Annotated in this window: 14 protein-coding genes and 5 tRNA genes; 15 read left to right on the top strand and 4 right to left on the bottom strand. The window is 56.2% G+C overall.

The window, feature by feature from the left end; genetic code table 11:
- Nucleotide 1 precedes the first annotated feature (1 nt).
- The 15 genes from pncC (at nucleotide 2) to DG357_RS17770 (ending at nucleotide 10,495) form a co-directional block, all read left to right on the top strand.
- The gene (gene pncC, locus DG357_RS17840; protein ID WP_028014190.1) at nucleotides 2-499 is read left to right on the top strand and encodes a nicotinamide-nucleotide amidase; all 498 of its coding nucleotides are present in this window, start codon (nucleotides 2-4) and stop codon (nucleotides 497-499) included.
- A gap of 89 nt (nucleotides 500-588) precedes the next feature.
- Complete coding sequence (gene recA / locus DG357_RS17835; protein WP_028014189.1) at nucleotides 589-1,647, top strand: recombinase RecA; 1,059 nt, start codon at nucleotides 589-591, stop codon at nucleotides 1,645-1,647.
- A gap of 68 nt (nucleotides 1,648-1,715) precedes the next feature.
- Nucleotides 1,716-2,216, top strand: a complete 501-nt coding sequence (gene recX / locus DG357_RS17830) for a recombination regulator RecX (RefSeq protein ID WP_061097291.1) — start codon at nucleotides 1,716-1,718, stop codon at nucleotides 2,214-2,216.
- A gap of 131 nt (nucleotides 2,217-2,347) precedes the next feature.
- On the top strand, nucleotides 2,348-4,975 hold the full coding sequence (gene alaS, locus DG357_RS17825; RefSeq protein ID WP_063943892.1) for an alanine--tRNA ligase: 2,628 nt from the start codon (nucleotides 2,348-2,350) through the stop codon (nucleotides 4,973-4,975).
- Nucleotides 4,976-5,216: 241 nt separating this feature from the next.
- Complete coding sequence (gene csrA / locus DG357_RS17820; RefSeq protein ID WP_000906486.1) at nucleotides 5,217-5,402, top strand: carbon storage regulator CsrA; 186 nt, start codon at nucleotides 5,217-5,219, stop codon at nucleotides 5,400-5,402.
- Between the two features lie 342 nt (nucleotides 5,403-5,744).
- Nucleotides 5,745-5,837 (top strand) — tRNA-Ser (locus DG357_RS17815).
- Nucleotides 5,838-5,841: 4 nt separating this feature from the next.
- Nucleotides 5,842-5,918 (top strand) — tRNA-Arg (locus tag DG357_RS17810).
- A gap of 64 nt (nucleotides 5,919-5,982) precedes the next feature.
- Nucleotides 5,983-6,059 (top strand) — tRNA-Arg (locus DG357_RS17805).
- 29 nt (nucleotides 6,060-6,088) lie between these two features.
- Nucleotides 6,089-6,165: transfer RNA gene (locus DG357_RS17800), tRNA-Arg, on the top strand.
- Nucleotides 6,166-6,194: 29 nt separating this feature from the next.
- A tRNA-Arg gene (locus DG357_RS17795) sits at nucleotides 6,195-6,271 on the top strand.
- A gap of 117 nt (nucleotides 6,272-6,388) precedes the next feature.
- A complete protein-coding gene (yqaB, locus tag DG357_RS17790) occupies nucleotides 6,389-6,955 on the top strand; it encodes a fructose-1-phosphate/6-phosphogluconate phosphatase (protein WP_045260897.1) in 567 nt (188 codons plus the stop codon).
- Nucleotides 6,952-7,380, top strand: coding sequence for a YqaA family protein (locus DG357_RS17785; RefSeq protein ID WP_008499541.1), 429 nt, complete (start codon nucleotides 6,952-6,954; stop codon nucleotides 7,378-7,380). The genes yqaB and DG357_RS17785 overlap by 4 nt, the downstream gene beginning before the upstream one ends.
- Before the next feature lie 83 nt (nucleotides 7,381-7,463).
- Nucleotides 7,464-9,008 carry a glutamate--cysteine ligase gene (gene gshA / locus DG357_RS17780; RefSeq protein ID WP_045260896.1) on the top strand — a complete coding sequence of 515 codons (1,545 nt, stop codon included), beginning with the start codon at nucleotides 7,464-7,466 and terminating at the stop codon, nucleotides 9,006-9,008.
- 153 nt (nucleotides 9,009-9,161) lie between these two features.
- Nucleotides 9,162-9,677, top strand: coding sequence for an S-ribosylhomocysteine lyase (gene luxS / locus DG357_RS17775; protein WP_008499539.1), 516 nt, complete (start codon nucleotides 9,162-9,164; stop codon nucleotides 9,675-9,677).
- A gap of 53 nt (nucleotides 9,678-9,730) precedes the next feature.
- Nucleotides 9,731-10,495, top strand: coding sequence for an AraC family transcriptional regulator (locus DG357_RS17770; protein ID WP_060572370.1), 765 nt, complete (start codon nucleotides 9,731-9,733; stop codon nucleotides 10,493-10,495).
- On the opposite strand, the gene leuA is transcribed toward DG357_RS17770, so the two are convergent.
- The 4 genes from leuA to mprA form a co-directional block, all read right to left on the bottom strand.
- The gene (gene leuA, locus DG357_RS17765) at nucleotides 10,482-12,137 is read right to left on the bottom strand and encodes a 2-isopropylmalate synthase (RefSeq protein ID WP_088204893.1); all 1,656 of its coding nucleotides are present in this window, start codon (nucleotides 12,135-12,137) and stop codon (nucleotides 10,482-10,484) included. The genes DG357_RS17770 and leuA overlap by 14 nt on opposite strands.
- 96 nt (nucleotides 12,138-12,233) lie before the next feature.
- The gene (emrB, locus tag DG357_RS17760; protein WP_028014182.1) at nucleotides 12,234-13,781 is read right to left on the bottom strand and encodes a multidrug efflux MFS transporter permease subunit EmrB; all 1,548 of its coding nucleotides are present in this window, start codon (nucleotides 13,779-13,781) and stop codon (nucleotides 12,234-12,236) included.
- Nucleotides 13,782-13,797: 16 nt separating this feature from the next.
- Nucleotides 13,798-14,970: a multidrug efflux MFS transporter periplasmic adaptor subunit EmrA gene (gene emrA, locus DG357_RS17755; protein WP_021241959.1), complete on the bottom strand. Its 1,173-nt coding sequence runs from the start codon at nucleotides 14,968-14,970 to the stop codon at nucleotides 13,798-13,800.
- Between the two features lie 128 nt (nucleotides 14,971-15,098).
- Complete coding sequence (gene mprA / locus DG357_RS17750) at nucleotides 15,099-15,629, bottom strand: transcriptional repressor MprA (protein ID WP_041911975.1); 531 nt, start codon at nucleotides 15,627-15,629, stop codon at nucleotides 15,099-15,101.
- Between the last annotated feature and the right edge of the window lie 62 nt (nucleotides 15,630-15,691).

The following is a 15,691-nucleotide window of genomic DNA, read 5'->3' as shown; positions in this document are numbered from 1 at the left end:
AATGACTGACCATGAATTGATGCAGCTTAGCGAGATCGTTGGCCTTGCCCTGAAGCAGCGTGGCGCGACTATTACCACCGCGGAATCCTGCACCGGCGGCTGGGTGGCGAAAGCGATTACCGATATCGCCGGCAGTTCCGCCTGGTTTGAACGTGGCTTTGTGACCTACAGTAACGAAGCTAAGGCGCAGATGATTGGCGTGCGCGAAGCCACGCTGGAACAGCATGGCGCGGTCAGCGAACCGGTTGTCATTGAAATGGCCATTGGCGCGCTGAAAGAGGCGCGGGCAGATTACGCCATTTCCATCAGCGGCATCGCGGGGCCGGACGGCGGCAGCGATGTGAAGCCTGTCGGCACCGTCTGGTTCGGGTTTGCCACGTCCAAAGGGGAAGGGATCACCCGTCGGGAGTGCTTTAGCGGCGATCGCGAAAGCGTGCGTCGTCAGGCTACCGTTTATGCGTTAAAAACGCTCTGGCAACAATTTCTACAAAATACTTGATACTGTATGACTATACAGTATAATTGCACCAACAGAACAGAAGTCCATGGTGAAGCGCAGTTGCTTCTCCCGGCATGACAGGAGTAATAATGGCTATCGACGAAAACAAACAGAAAGCGTTGGCGGCAGCACTGGGCCAGATCGAAAAGCAATTCGGTAAAGGCTCCATCATGCGCCTGGGTGAAGACCGTTCCATGGATGTGGAAACTATCTCCACCGGTTCGCTTTCTCTGGATATCGCACTGGGCGCGGGCGGTTTGCCGATGGGGCGTATCGTAGAAATCTACGGTCCGGAATCCTCAGGTAAAACGACGCTGACCCTGCAGGTTGTTGCAGCGGCGCAGCGCGAAGGTAAAACCTGTGCGTTTATCGATGCCGAGCACGCGCTGGACCCGGTCTATGCCCGTAAGCTGGGCGTTGATATCGACAACCTGCTGTGTTCCCAGCCGGACACCGGCGAGCAGGCGCTGGAAATTTGTGACGCGCTGGCACGCTCCGGTGCGGTTGACGTGATCATCGTCGACTCCGTTGCGGCGCTGACGCCAAAAGCGGAAATCGAAGGTGAAATCGGTGACTCTCACATGGGCCTCGCGGCACGTATGATGAGCCAGGCGATGCGTAAGCTGGCCGGTAACCTGAAGCAGTCCAATACGCTGCTGATCTTCATCAACCAGATCCGTATGAAAATTGGTGTGATGTTCGGTAACCCGGAAACCACCACCGGTGGTAACGCCCTGAAATTCTACGCCTCTGTCCGTCTGGATATCCGCCGTATCGGCGCGGTGAAAGAGGGCGAGAACGTGGTGGGTAGCGAAACCCGCGTGAAGGTTGTGAAGAACAAAATCGCAGCACCGTTCAAACAGGCTGAATTCCAGATCCTCTACGGCGAAGGTATCAACTTCCTCGGCGAGCTGGTTGACCTGGGCGTGAAAGAGAAGCTGATTGAAAAAGCGGGCGCCTGGTACAGCTACAACGGTGACAAGATTGGTCAGGGTAAAGCGAATGCTATCTCCTGGCTGAAAGAGAACCCGGCTGCGGCGAAAGAGATTGAGAAGAAGGTGCGTGAGCTTCTGCTGAACAACCAGGACTCCAAACCTGATTTCGTGGTGGATGCCGCGGATGCTGAAGAAACCAACGAAGACTTTTAAGTCTCTCGTGTAAATATGAAGGGCTGCTGACGCGGCCCTTTTTGCATTTCTGATTCTGCAGGTTTTTTATGAGTGAACCGACATCACGCCGACCCGCCTACGCGCGCTTGCTGGATCGTGCGGTACGCATTCTCGCCGTGCGAGACCACAGTGAACAGGAGCTGCGGCGGAAGCTGTCAGCGCCCGTCATGAGCAAAAACGGGCCGGAGGAGATTGATGCCACTGCGGAAGACTACGACCGCGTGGTGGCCTGGTGCTATGAGCATCATTACCTGGACGATGACCGGTTTGCCTCGCGTTTTCTCGCCAGCCGTGGTCGCAAAGGGTATGGGCCCGCGCGCATCCGCCAGGAGCTGAACCAGAAAGGGGTAGCCAGGGAGTCCATCGAAAAAGCGATGCGCGAAAGCGACATCGACTGGTGCGAACTGGCAAAAGAGCAGGCGATTCGTAAGTACGGCGAACCGTTGCCGCGTGAATTTTCAGAAAAAGTCAAAATCCAGCGCTTTTTGCTCTACCGCGGCTTTCTGATGGAAGATATTCAGGATATCTGGCGTAATTTTGCCGATTGAACGCATGCGGGATTTTACTTCCCACTAAAGAAAACTTATCTTATTCCCACTTTTTCCAGTAGCTGGTCCGTCCAACGGTTTACCGATACAGGCTGGCTACGACATTTCGTTAGCTTGATTTCAGGATAATTATGAGCAAGAGCACCGCTGAGATCCGTCAGGCGTTTCTCGATTTTTTCCATAGTAAGGGACACCAGGTTGTTGCCAGCAGCTCCCTGGTACCGAACAACGATCCGACTCTGCTGTTTACCAACGCCGGGATGAACCAGTTCAAGGATGTGTTCCTTGGTCTCGACAAGCGTAATTATTCCCGCGCCACAACCTCACAGCGTTGCGTGCGTGCGGGCGGTAAACACAACGACCTGGAAAACGTCGGTTACACCGCGCGCCATCACACCTTCTTCGAAATGCTGGGTAACTTCAGCTTCGGCGACTACTTCAAACATGATGCCATTCAATACGCATGGGAGCTGCTGACCGGTGAGAACTGGTTCAACCTGCCGAAAGAGCGTCTGTGGGTGACCGTCTACGAAACCGATGACGAAGCGTTCGAAATCTGGGAAAAAGAAGTGGGTATCCCGCGCGAGCGTATTATTCGCATCGGTGATAACAAAGGCGCGCCATATGCGTCTGATAACTTCTGGCAGATGGGCGACACCGGTCCTTGCGGTCCGTGCACCGAGATCTTCTACGATCACGGCGACCATATCTGGGGCGGCCCTCCAGGCAGCCCGGAAGAAGACGGCGATCGCTATATTGAGATCTGGAACATCGTCTTCATGCAGTTCAACCGCCAGGCTGACGGCACTATGGAGCCGCTGCCGAAGCCATCCGTTGATACCGGTATGGGCCTGGAGCGTATCGCCGCGGTTCTGCAGCACGTTAACTCCAACTACGAGATTGACCTGTTCAGCACTCTGATCAAAGCCGTTGCGAACGTTACCGGCGCGACCGATCTGAACAACAAATCGCTGCGCGTTATCGCAGACCATATTCGTTCCTGTGCGTTCCTGATTGCCGACGGCGTTATTCCGTCGAATGAAAACCGTGGCTACGTGCTGCGTCGCATCATTCGCCGTGCGATCCGTCACGGCAACATGCTGGGCGCGAAGGACACCTTCTTCTATAAACTCGTTGGGCCACTGATTGGCGTGATGGGGTCAGCCGGCGACGAGCTGAAACGCCAGCAGGCGCAGGTTGAGCAGGTTCTGAAAACCGAAGAAGAGCAGTTCGCTCGTACGCTGGAGCGCGGTCTGGCGCTGCTGGACGAAGAACTGGTGAAGCTTAAGGGCGACACGCTGGATGGCGAAACCGCTTTCCGCCTGTACGACACCTACGGCTTCCCGGTTGACCTGACGGCGGACGTTTGCCGCGAGCGCAACATCAAAGTTGATGAAGCAGGCTTTGAAGCCGCGATGGAAGAGCAGCGTCGTCGTGCGCGTGAGTCCAGCGGTTTCGGTGCAGACTACAACGCGATGATCCGCGTTGATAGCGCGTCTGAATTCAAAGGTTATGAAGCGCTGGAACTGACCGGCAAAGTGACCGCCCTGTTTGTTGACGGTAAAGCCGTAGACAGCATCAGCGCGGGTCAGGAAGCCGTTGTCATTCTGGACAAAACGCCGTTCTATGCGGAATCCGGTGGTCAGGTTGGCGATAAAGGCGAACTGAAAGGCAACGGTTTTAGCTTCAGCGTCAGCGACACCCAGAAATACGGTCAGGCGATCGGTCACCAGGGCAAACTGGTATCCGGTTCTCTGAAAGTGGGCGAGGGCGTACAGGCTAACGTTGATGAAGCACGCCGTGCGCGCATTCGTCTGAACCACTCTGCAACCCACCTGATGCACGCAGCCCTGCGCGACGTGCTGGGTACCCACGTTGCACAGAAAGGTTCTCTGGTAAACGATAAAGTGCTGCGCTTCGACTTCTCGCATTTTGAAGCGATGAAGCCGTCTGAAATTCGCGCGGTGGAAGACCTGGTGAACGCGCAGATCCGTCGTAACCTGCCAATTGAGACCCACATTATGGATCTTGAGGACGCGAAGAAAAAAGGTGCGATGGCGCTATTTGGCGAGAAATATGACGAGCGCGTTCGCGTGCTGAGCATGGGCGACTTCTCTACCGAACTGTGCGGCGGTACTCACGCCTCGCGCACCGGTGACATCGGCCTGTTCCGCATTGTTTCCGAATCCGGTACGGCTGCAGGTGTGCGTCGTATTGAAGCGGTGACCGGTGAAGGCGCAATCGCCAGCCTGCATGCGCAGAGCGATCAGCTGCACGACATCGCGCAGCTGCTGAAAGGCGATAGCCAGAATCTGGGCGAGAAAGTGCGCGTTGCGCTGGATCGCACGCGTCAGCTGGAAAAAGAGCTGCAGCAGCTGAAAGAGCAGGCTGCGGCGCAGGAGAGTGCAAACCTCTCCAGCAAGGCTGTAGACATTAAGGGCGTCAAACTGCTGGTCAGCGATCTGGCGGGCGTTGAGCCTAAGATGCTGCGTACTATGGTCGACGATCTCAAGAACCAGCTTGGTTCTACCGTTATCGTGCTGGCGACGGTGGCAGAAGGTAAGGTTTCTCTGATTGCGGGCGTCTCTAAGGATGTGACCGACCGCGTTAAAGCAGGGGAACTGATTGGTATGGTCGCTCAGCAGGTGGGCGGCAAGGGTGGCGGTCGTCCGGACATGGCGCAAGCCGGTGGTACGGATGCGGCGGCACTTCCTGCGGCATTAGCCAGCGTTGAAAGCTGGGTAAGCGCGAAACTGTAATAACTACAAAGCACAAGCAGACGCCATAGCGGCAACGTTATGGCGTCTTGTTCACTGTGCTATCGATAACGATAAAGTCAGGTTGAGTTTGTGTATATCGGCTAAACTTACGTTTAACAGAATGTGATGCCGTGACTGCTTACACTTTACGTGTTTGTCATCGCTTACTTTTTGGCGTTATATGATGGATAATGCCGGGATACAAGAGACCCGACTCTTTTAATCTTTCAAGGAGCAAAGAATGCTGATTCTGACTCGTCGAGTTGGTGAGACCCTCATGATTGGGGATGAGGTCACCGTGACAGTTTTAGGGGTAAAGGGTAACCAGGTACGTATTGGTGTTAACGCTCCTAAAGAAGTATCTGTCCACCGTGAAGAGATCTACCAGCGTATCCAGGCTGAAAAATCCCAGCAGTCCAGTTACTGATATTGTCGCGTCTCGCTGTCGGGCGAGACGCAACCCTCCCGCTATTTTTCCTGCTCAAAGTTACCGTTTAATTTCAATCGCTCTCTTTTTAACCACTCCGTTACCCTTAACTCGTCTCAATACCGCCATTTCGGCAGATGTTTTCTGTGGCGTTGCCTGCAAAATCCGCTTATAAAACACCCTCTTTGCGGCTTTTACATGCGAATTGCGTGTGATTTGTGCAAACGATAAAAGCTTTTGGAAAATTGTTTGACTTATAAGTCCCAGAAAGTAATATATGCGCCACGCAGCGACGAGAAGCTCTTAACGAGTCACTCGAAGCACTCGAAAGAGGCGTTGTGTGGTGAGGTGGCCGAGAGGCTGAAGGCGCTCCCCTGCTAAGGGAGTATGCGGTCAAAAGCTGCATCCGGGGTTCGAATCCCCGCCTCACCGCCATTTTGCATCCGTAGCTCAGCTGGATAGAGTACTCGGCTACGAACCGAGCGGTCGGAGGTTCGAATCCTCCCGGATGCACCATCTATTACTTCATATTGCTTTCGAAGTGATATGAATATCGAGCAGTACAGTAGTAAATCCCGATGCATCCGTAGCTCAGCTGGATAGAGTACTCGGCTACGAACCGAGCGGTCGGAGGTTCGAATCCTCCCGGATGCACCATTTACTATTTCTGAAAGCAGTTCCCTGATGCATCCGTAGCTCAGCTGGATAGAGTACTCGGCTACGAACCGAGCGGTCGGAGGTTCGAATCCTCCCGGATGCACCATTTACTGTTTCTAAAAGCATTTCCCCGATGCATCCGTAGCTCAGCTGGATAGAGTACTCGGCTACGAACCGAGCGGTCGGAGGTTCGAATCCTCCCGGATGCACCATCTTCTCTTCTTTTGTCTATTCCTTCGACGTTCCGTCAGCAATCACACTCTCTGTCAGCGACAAAAACCCCCTTTTACGATAAAGTAATGCTTTGTTAATCGTTTAGCGAGAGCACGATGTACGCACAGTATGACGGTTTGATCTTCGACATGGATGGCACCCTCCTGGATACTGAACCCACGCATCGTCAAGCCTGGACCGAGGTCCTTGGCCGCTACGGCATGCGTTTCGACCTTCAGGCGATGATTGCCCTCAACGGATCCCCAACCTGGCGTATTGCGCAGGCCGTGATTGAACTGAATCAGGCCGATCTCGACCCACACCTTCTCGCGCGTGAAAAAACCGATGCGGTAAAAGCCATGCTTTTAGATACCGTACGCCCTCTGCCACTGATTGATGTGGTAAAAGAGTGGCACGGGCGTCGCCCGATGTCTGTCGGGACGGGCAGCGAGAGCGCGATAGCAGAAGCGTTGCTCAACCATCTTGGCCTGCGCCACTATTTTTCTGCCGTGGTGGCCGCCGATCATGTTAAAAATCACAAGCCCGCGCCGGACACCTTCCTGCTTTGCGCAGAATTAATGGGCGTACCGGCGGCAAAATGCGTCGTGTTTGAAGATGCCGACTTCGGTATTCAGGCCGCGCGTGATGCCGGAATGGCGGCGGTGGATGTGCGCTTACTGTGAGTGACGCGCTGTCACTTGCCTCATTATTCGCCAGCAGTTTTCTAAGCGCCACGCTGTTACCGGGAAATTCGGAAGTGGTACTGGTGGCGATGCTGTTGTCCGGCGTGAGTCAGCCCTGGCTGCTTGTATTAATAGCAACAATGGGTAATAGCCTTGGAGGGCTGACTAACGTTATTCTTGGGCGTTTCTTTCCGCTGCGCGAAAAATCGCGCTGGCAGGAAAAGGCAGTCGGCTGGCTAAAACGCTATGGCGCTGCCACGCTGTTATTAAGCTGGATGCCTGTAATAGGCGATTTACTGTGTCTGCTGGCGGGATGGATGCGCATCTCCTGGGGACCGGTGCTCTTTTTTTTGTGCCTTGGCAAGGCGTTGCGCTATGTTCTCGTGGCGTGGGCAACACTACAGGGTATGACGTGGTGGCACTAATTGGTGGAATGAATACGCGACCTTCAATCGTCAACCATTACAATTATGCTGAGTAACATTACTTTGACAGGCGGGAGGTCAATTTGATCCCGGACGTATCTCAGGCGCTGGCCTGGCTGGAAAACCACCCTCAGGCTCTGAAGGGTATTCAGCGTGGTCTTGAGCGTGAAACGCTGCGCGTTAACGCGGACGGTAGCTTAGCGACGACGGGTCACCCGAAGGCGTTAGGCTCGGCGCTGACACATAAATGGATCACAACCGATTTCGCTGAAGCGCTGCTGGAGTTCATTACGCCGGTGGACGGCGATATTGATCATATGCTGACGATCCTGCGCGACATCCATCGCTACACCGCGCGCAATCTCGGCGATGAGCGTATGTGGCCGCTCAGCATGCCGTGCTATATCGAGCAGGGCCAGGAGATTGAGCTGGCGCAGTACGGCACGTCAAACATTGGTCGGCTGAAAACGCTCTATCGCGAAGGTCTTAAAAATCGCTACGGCGCGCTGATGCAGACGATTTCTGGCGTGCACTACAATTTCTCTTTGCCGATGGCGTTCTGGCAGGCGAAGGGGGGAGATACGGATAAAGAAGCGATCTCCGCCGGTTATTTCCGTCTGATCCGCAACTATTACCGTTTTGGCTGGGTGATTCCGTATCTGTTTGGCGCGTCGCCTGCCATTTGTTCATCGTTCCTGCAGGGGAAACCGACCACGCTGCCGTTCGAAAAAACCGAGTGCGGAATGTACTATCTCCCGTACGCGACTTCTCTGCGCATGAGCGATCTGGGCTATACCAATAAATCGCAAAGCAATCTCGGTATTACGTTTAACGAATTGCACGAATATGTGGCAGGATTGAAGCGGGCGATTAAAACTCCGTCGGAAGAGTACGCGAAAATCGGCCTCGAAAAAGACGGAAAGCGCCTGCAAATCAACAGCAACGTATTGCAGATTGAAAACGAACTGTATGCGCCAATTCGTCCGAAGCGCGTGACGCGCAGCGGTGAAACGCCGTCGGATGCGCTGCAGCGCGGCGGCATTGAATACATTGAAGTGCGCTCGCTGGACATCAACCCGTTCTCACCGATTGGCGTTGACGAGCAGCAGGTTCGCTTCCTGGATCTGTTTATGGTCTGGTGCGCGCTGGCGGATGCGCCGGAAATGAGTTCAGACGAACTGCTTTGTACGCGCACGAACTGGAACCGCGTGATTCTGGAAGGCCGTAAACCGGGTCTGACGCTGGGTATTGGCTGCGAAACGGCGCAGTTCCCGCTGGCTAAGGTTGGTAAGGATCTGTTCCGTGACCTGAAGCGTGTTGCCCGCACCCTGGACAGCATCGACGGCGGCGACGCGTATCAACAGATTTGCGACCAGCTGGTGGAATGCTTTGATAACCCGGAACTGACGTTCTCTGCGCGCATTTTGCGCACCATGATCGAGCAGGGGATTGGCGGCACAGGGCGTTCACTCTCAGCGGAGTACCGTGAGATGCTGATGCAGGAGCCGTTAGAGATCCTGAGCGAAGCGGATTTTGTCGCGGAGCGCGACGCGTCCCTGGTGCGTCAGAAAGAGGTTGAAGCGGCGGATACGGAGTCGTTTGAGGCGTTTCTGGCGAAGCAGGCTTAAGCAGAAAAGAAAAAGGCCACATCGCTGTGGCCAAAATATACATCTCTGAATTCAGGGATGATGATAACAAATGCGCGTCTTTCATATACTCAGACGTGCATTCTGTAGAAGAGTTCAGTTTATTTTAAAAAAAATCACTATCGGAGGTGACGTATGCCGTTATTAGATAGCTTTACTGTCGACCATACCCGTATGGAAGCACCTGCAGTCCGCGTGGCGAAGACCATGCACACCCCGCACGGCGACACGATCACCGTCTTCGATCTGCGCTTCTGCGTGCCGAATAAAGAAGTGATGCCGGAGAAAGGCATTCACACCCTGGAACACCTGTTCGCCGGTTTCATGCGTGACCACCTGAACGGCAACGGTGTTGAGATCATCGACATCTCTCCGATGGGCTGCCGTACCGGCTTCTACATGAGCCTGATTGGTCAGCCTGAAGAGAAACGCGTCGCCGATGCGTGGAAAGCGGCGATGGAAGACGTGCTGAAAGTGAAAGAGCAGAACCAGATCCCTGAGCTGAACGTTTACCAGTGCGGCACTTACCAGATGCACTCTCTGGAAGAAGCCCAGGAAATTGCCCGTCACATCATCGAGCGTGACGTTCGCGTAAACAGCAATGAAGAGCTGGCCCTGCCAAAAGAAAAACTGCAGGAACTGCACATCTAGTATTGTGCCTGTGGATGCCCGGTGGCGCTTCGCTGGCCGGGCCTACAATCCTCATGACGACAACCACCACCTTCTCCTTTACCCATCGCCCGCTTGTGCCGTTTTCGCATGATTATGCTCATGGCGATAGCGAGCCGTGGCATGAGCACGACTGCGCGCAGTTGCTGCACAGCCTGACGGGCGTCGTGCGGGTCGATACCGCATCCGGCTGCTGGGTAGTGCCGCCCGGGCGCGGCGTCTGGCTACCGGCGGGGACACAGCACTCGCTTCGCATCACCGGCAACGTTGCAGCCCGCACGCTGTTTATCGATCCGCTGGCGCGAGCCGATCTCCCGGCGACCTGTCAGATCGTGCAGATCTCCCCGCTGCTGCGCGAGCTGATCCTCACCTCCCTGACGCTACCGGAGTCGTACTCGCCGGGAAGCCGTGACGAGCGCGTGTATGAGCTCATTCTGGATGAAATTCGCATCATGCCGGTGCTGCCGTTTCACCTGCCGGAACCGGAAAGTGAAGCGTTACGCCAGCTGTGTCGGCAGATCCGTCAGTTACCAGGTGAAAGCTGGAGCGGTCAACAGAGCGCGAGTTTGCTCGGAATGAGCGAGCGTACGCTGAACCGCCATTTTCAGCAGCAGACCGGGTTAAGCTACGGCGAGTGGGTGAGAAGGGCGCGCCTGCTGGAAGCCTTAGTGCGGCTGGCTCAGGGCCAGCCGGTGCTGCGCGTGGCGCTGGATCTGGGATACGGCAGCCACAGCGCCTTTACGGCGATGTTCCGCCGGGCGATGGGTATCTCTCCCAGCGATTACTTTAAGAACGACTGACCGCGTTAAACAGCGCCTGAAGCGACGCGCGCGCCACGTCGCTGTCAATGCCCACGCCCCAACTGCTGGTGCCGTCCTGGAACAGGCAGCGGATATAGGCCACCGAACGGCTGTCGCTGCGTTCGCCCAGCGTATGTTCGTGATAATCCTTAATCACAAACGGCGCGTTGACCCAGCGGCTCAGGCCCTGCGCGGCAGCGGAGAGCAGACCGTTGCCCTGACCCTCCAGCTGGCGCGTTCCCCCCTGCGTGACGACGCTTGCCGTCAGCCGCAGCTGGCCGTCCTGCTGGCCGTCGCTGCGGTAGGATTGCAGCGCCAGCTGCGGCGTCGTTACCAGCCCGTAGCGGGTGCGGAAAAGCTGCCACAGTGCGTTCTGCGTCATTTCTTTCCCGTGGCGATCCGTTTCCTGCTGCACGTGCTGGCTAAAATCCTGCTGCAGGGCGCGGGGCAGCTTCAGGCCGTGGTTTTGCTCAATAAGCCAGGCGCTGCCGCTTTTTCCTGACTGGCTGTTCACGCGGATCACCGCTTCGTAGGTGCAGCCGATGTCCTGCGGATCGACGGGCAGATAGGGCATCTCCCAGCGATCGCCAGGCCTGCGGGCATCAAAGCCTTTCTTGATGGCGTCCTGGTGCGAGCCGGAGAAGGCGGTATAGGCCAGCCGTCCTGCCCACGGATGGCGCGGATGGACAGGCAACTGGTTGCAGGCCTCTACCGTTTCGACCACCCGATTCATATCGCTAAAGTCCAGATTGGGACTAATGCCCTGGCTGTAGAGGTTCATCGCCAGCGTTACCAGGCAAACGTTGCCCGTGCGTTCGCCGTTGCCAAAAAGGCAGCCCTCTACGCGGTCGGCCCCGGCCATCACCGCCAGCTCCGCGCTGGCGACGCCCGTTCCGCGGTCGTTATGCGGATGCACGCTGATGCACACGTCGCGGCGGCGGCTGAAGTGGCGGCAGAAATACTCGATCTGGTCGGCATAGACGTTCGGCGTACTGACCTCGACGGTAGCGGGTAAGTTGATCACCATTGGCCGTTCATCGCACGGCTGCCAGATCTCCGCCACGGCTTCACAAATCTCCAGCGCAAACTCCGGCTCGGTAAAGCAGAAGGTTTCCGGGGAGTACTCGTACTGCCAGCGGGTTTCAGGGTTCTCTTCACAAAGCTGGCGGATAAGCCGCGTGGCGCGGGTGGCCAGCTCGACGATCTGCGCTTTCTCCATACCGAACACCAGGCGGCGGAACAGCGGGGCGGTGGCGTTATACAGGTGGACGGTGGCCTGCTTCGCGCCGCGCAGGGATTCAAAAGTACGATGGATGAGATCTTCCCGCGCCTGTGTTAACACCTGAATCGTGACGTCATCCGGAATGCGGTTCTCTTCGATAAGCTGGCGGACAAAGTTGAAGTCGGTCTGCGAGGCGGACGGGAAGGCGACCTCAATCTCTTTAAATCCGCAGCCCAGCAGCAAATCCCAGAATTGCAGCTTGCGCGCGCTGTCCATCGGCTCGGCAAGCGCCTGGTTGCCGTCGCGTAAGTCTGTCGAAAGCCAGCGCGGCGCGCGGGTGATGGTCTGCTCCGGCCAGCGGCGGTCGGGCAATGAAACGGTGGGATAAGGCTGGTATTTGTCGGCGGGTGTATTCAGCATGATGCGCTCCTGTTGTCTTTTCACTATCGTGAATTGATTTCAGGAGCGCTGCTTTATCGAAACTGACAATCACTGTCGCGTTCTGGACAACGCGAATTAGTGCGCCCCTCCGCCGCCGCCACCGGCGCCAAACGGCGGTCTGGCAAACCACACCAGCCCCAGCAGGACGATGAAGATCCCCGCCGATATCCAGAAAATCTCGTTTGCCGAGATAATCAGCCCCTGGTTGGTGATCTGCTGGGCAATCCAGCCGGATGCCTGCTGCTCCGTCATCCCCATGCCCTGAAGCTGACTGTACATCTGCTGGGCATTCGGATTGTACGGGTTCACCGCTTCGGTCAGCTGGGCGTGGTGCATCGATTCACGGTTGGTCCACAGGGTGGTGGTGATCGACGTCCCGATGGAACCCGCTAGCGTACGGGTGAAGTTCGACAGGCTTGATGCCGCCGCCAGACGCTCAGGCGGCAGGCCAGAGAGCGTAATGGTGGTCAGCGGCATAAAGAAGCACGCCACCGCAAAGCCCTGAATGAACTGCGGCCACGCCGAGGCGCCAAAGTCCATTCCCGGCTCAAAGGTATACGCGCGCCAGTAGAAGCACACGGCGTACATAATGAAGCTGAACGTCACCAGCCGACGCATGTCGAGCTTGTGGGCGAAGCGGCCAATAATCGGCGACAGCAGAACCGGGATCACCCCAACGGGCGCTGAGGCCAGACCCGCCCAGGTCGCGGTATAGCCATACACCTCCTGCAACAGCTGCGGCAGCAGAACAATCGCGCCGAAGTAGAGCATATAGGCGAGGCTGATACACAGGCAGCCGATGGTGAAGTTTCGCGATTTGAAGAGCGAGAGATCGACAATCGGGTTGTCGTCCGTCAGCTCCCAGACAATCAGGAAGCTTATTGACACCACCGCGACAATGGTCAGGATGATGATCTCCTGCGAGTTGAACCAGTCGAGCTCTTTACCGCGGTCGAGCATGATCTGCAGACTGCCGATACCCAGGATCAGCAGCGCCAGCCCGATGCTGTCGATACGCCGTTGTTCGGTGCGCGTCTCTCGTCCCCGCAGCGACTGCAGCGTCATCAATACCACGACGGCGCCAATCGGTACGTTGATAAAGAAGATCCAGCCCCAGTGGTAGTTATCGCTGATGTACCCGCCCAGAATCGGTCCGCAGATAGGCGCGACGATAACGGTCATTGACCACAGCGCCAGCGCGACCGAACGTTTTGCTGGGGGGTAGTTGCTCAGCAGCAAACTCTGCGACAGCGGGATCAGCGGCCCGGCGACAATCCCCTGAATGACGCGGAAGAAAATCAGCATCGTCAGGCTGCTGGACATGCCGCACGCCCAGGAGGCAAGAACAAACGCTACCGTGGACCAGAGGAACAGCTTCACCTCACCGACGCGCTTCGCCAGCCAGCCGGTGATAGGGATGGAGATGGCGTTTGCCACCCCAAACGAAGTAATGACCCAGGTCCCCTGGCTCAGCGACGAGCCAAGGTTGCCGGCGATGGTTGGGATCGCCACGTTTGCGATGGTGGAGTCCAGCACCTGCATGAATGTCGCCAGCGACAGCGCAATGGTCATAATGACCAGCTGCGCGCCTTCCAGCGGTTTTTGCGGCTTTTGCTGTTGCATAACGCTCACCTTCGGTTTAACCGGCGTTTGCCTTCACGATGTCATCGATCAGTTTGTTGACCGGATCGAGGCTAATTTCACGGGCGTTACTTTCATAAACCGGGCTGCTACGCACCTGGCTTGCCAGGATCTGACCGTCGCGGTTGGCGGTATCGACCGTCACAAGCGTGGAGAGGCCGATACGCAGCGGGTGATCCGCCAGCTGTTTGGCATCCAGCTCGATACGCACGGGCAGACGCTGAACCACTTTAATCCAGTTACCGGTGGCGTTTTGCGCAGGCAGCAGGGAGAAGGCGCTGCCGGTCCCCATATCCAGACCCACCACTTTCCCGGTGTACTTCACGTCATCGCCGTAGATATCGCTGACCACGGTTGCGGTCTGGCCGATACGCATATGAGCGAGCTGCGTCTCTTTAAAGTTGGCGTCGACCCACAGGTTGTCTGCCGGCACGACCGCCATCAGCGGCGTGGTCGGGCTAATCTGCGCCCCTGGCTGGACGGAACGGCGGGAGACGTAGCCGGTCATCGGGCTGACGATTTTGGTACGCTGCAGGGCAAGCCATGCGTTGCGTACTTCAGTCGCCGCCTGTTGTACGGCAGGCTGGTTTTCGAGGCTGGTGCCGAGCACCATCGCCTGGTTGGCGTTGTACTGTTGAATCGCCACGTCCAGCTGTGCCTGGGCACTGGCAACCGCGTCGCGCGCGTGCTGCAGCTCTTCACGGCCAATCAGGTTAGCGGTGCCGAGCGGTACACGGCGGTTCAGGTCGCTCTGCGCCTGCGCGAGTGCGGTTTTCTGCACGTCGATGTTGGCCTGCAGCTGTTTACTGTTGATCATCAGCTGGCGGGTCTGACGGACGCTGGAGGCCAGCGCGGTCTGGGCTTTCTCAAAGGCCTGCTGGGCGTCGGTTGGATCGAGGGTCACCAACACATCGCCTTTTTGCACAAAGTCGGTATTGTCAGCCCAGACTTTCGTCACGCTGCCCGACACCTGCGCCATAATCTGTACCTGGTTCCCTGCCACGTATGCGTCGTCAGTCTCTTCTGCATGACGCAATACTAAAAACCAATAGATCCCATATGCCACGGCAATAATAATAAAGAGCAAGGTCAACAGAAGAAGGGCACTTTTACGTTTGCCTTTCTTATTGGCCGGTTGCTGCGGGGTAGTGCTCTCCGCATTTGCGCTCATTGTTGTTCTCCACGATCTTCTTATTTTCACATCGGCTGAGCCGACCTGTTGTCAGAAAGGCCAGCAGTGTGACGTGCTGGCCTGTCGGTTTTCTTATATAAATCTGGATTGTTGAGCGTGTCGTCGCGTTAGCGCAGCGCCTCAAGAACAGCGCCTTCTTCATCCATCTGGTCCAGACGGGTGAGCAGCTTGCGAGTGATATGCTCAAGCTGGTCGCGCTCGGAAGTACTGAGGGCAGACCAGAGTTTGTGCAGGCAATTGTGCTGAGGTGGCAGCACCTCACGCAGGAACTGGTGACCTTTATCGGTCAATTGCAGATGCAGGCAGCGGCGATCGTTATCGCTTTCACGGCGCTCAATCCAGCCGCGCTTTTCCAGCTCATCGGCAATACGGGTCGCATTGGTACGGGACGATCCCAGCGCGCAGCTCAGCTCAGAAGGCTGAATGCTATGGTTTTCCTGAGACTCCAGCGTAATCAACGCCATAAACAACGTCTCGTTAATCCCTTGAGCTTTCAGCATTTTATTACGATTTTCCAGTAGCTTACCCTGCATGTGCATGCACAGGCGGGTCAGCAGGATTTCCTGATACGGGAAGTCCTCATGACGACTGGCGCGGAATTTAAGCATTTGTTCAATGGGCGTAAACGAACTATCCATTTTGGGCATAACCTCATTAATTACAGCCGATATAGTAACGATGGTGACAAATAATGTAAATG

It is taken from the genome of Enterobacter bugandensis, from assembly GCF_900324475.1.
Taxonomy (GTDB): domain Bacteria; phylum Pseudomonadota; class Gammaproteobacteria; order Enterobacterales; family Enterobacteriaceae; genus Enterobacter; species Enterobacter bugandensis.
This window is presented reverse-complemented; position numbering and strand designations above follow the sequence as displayed.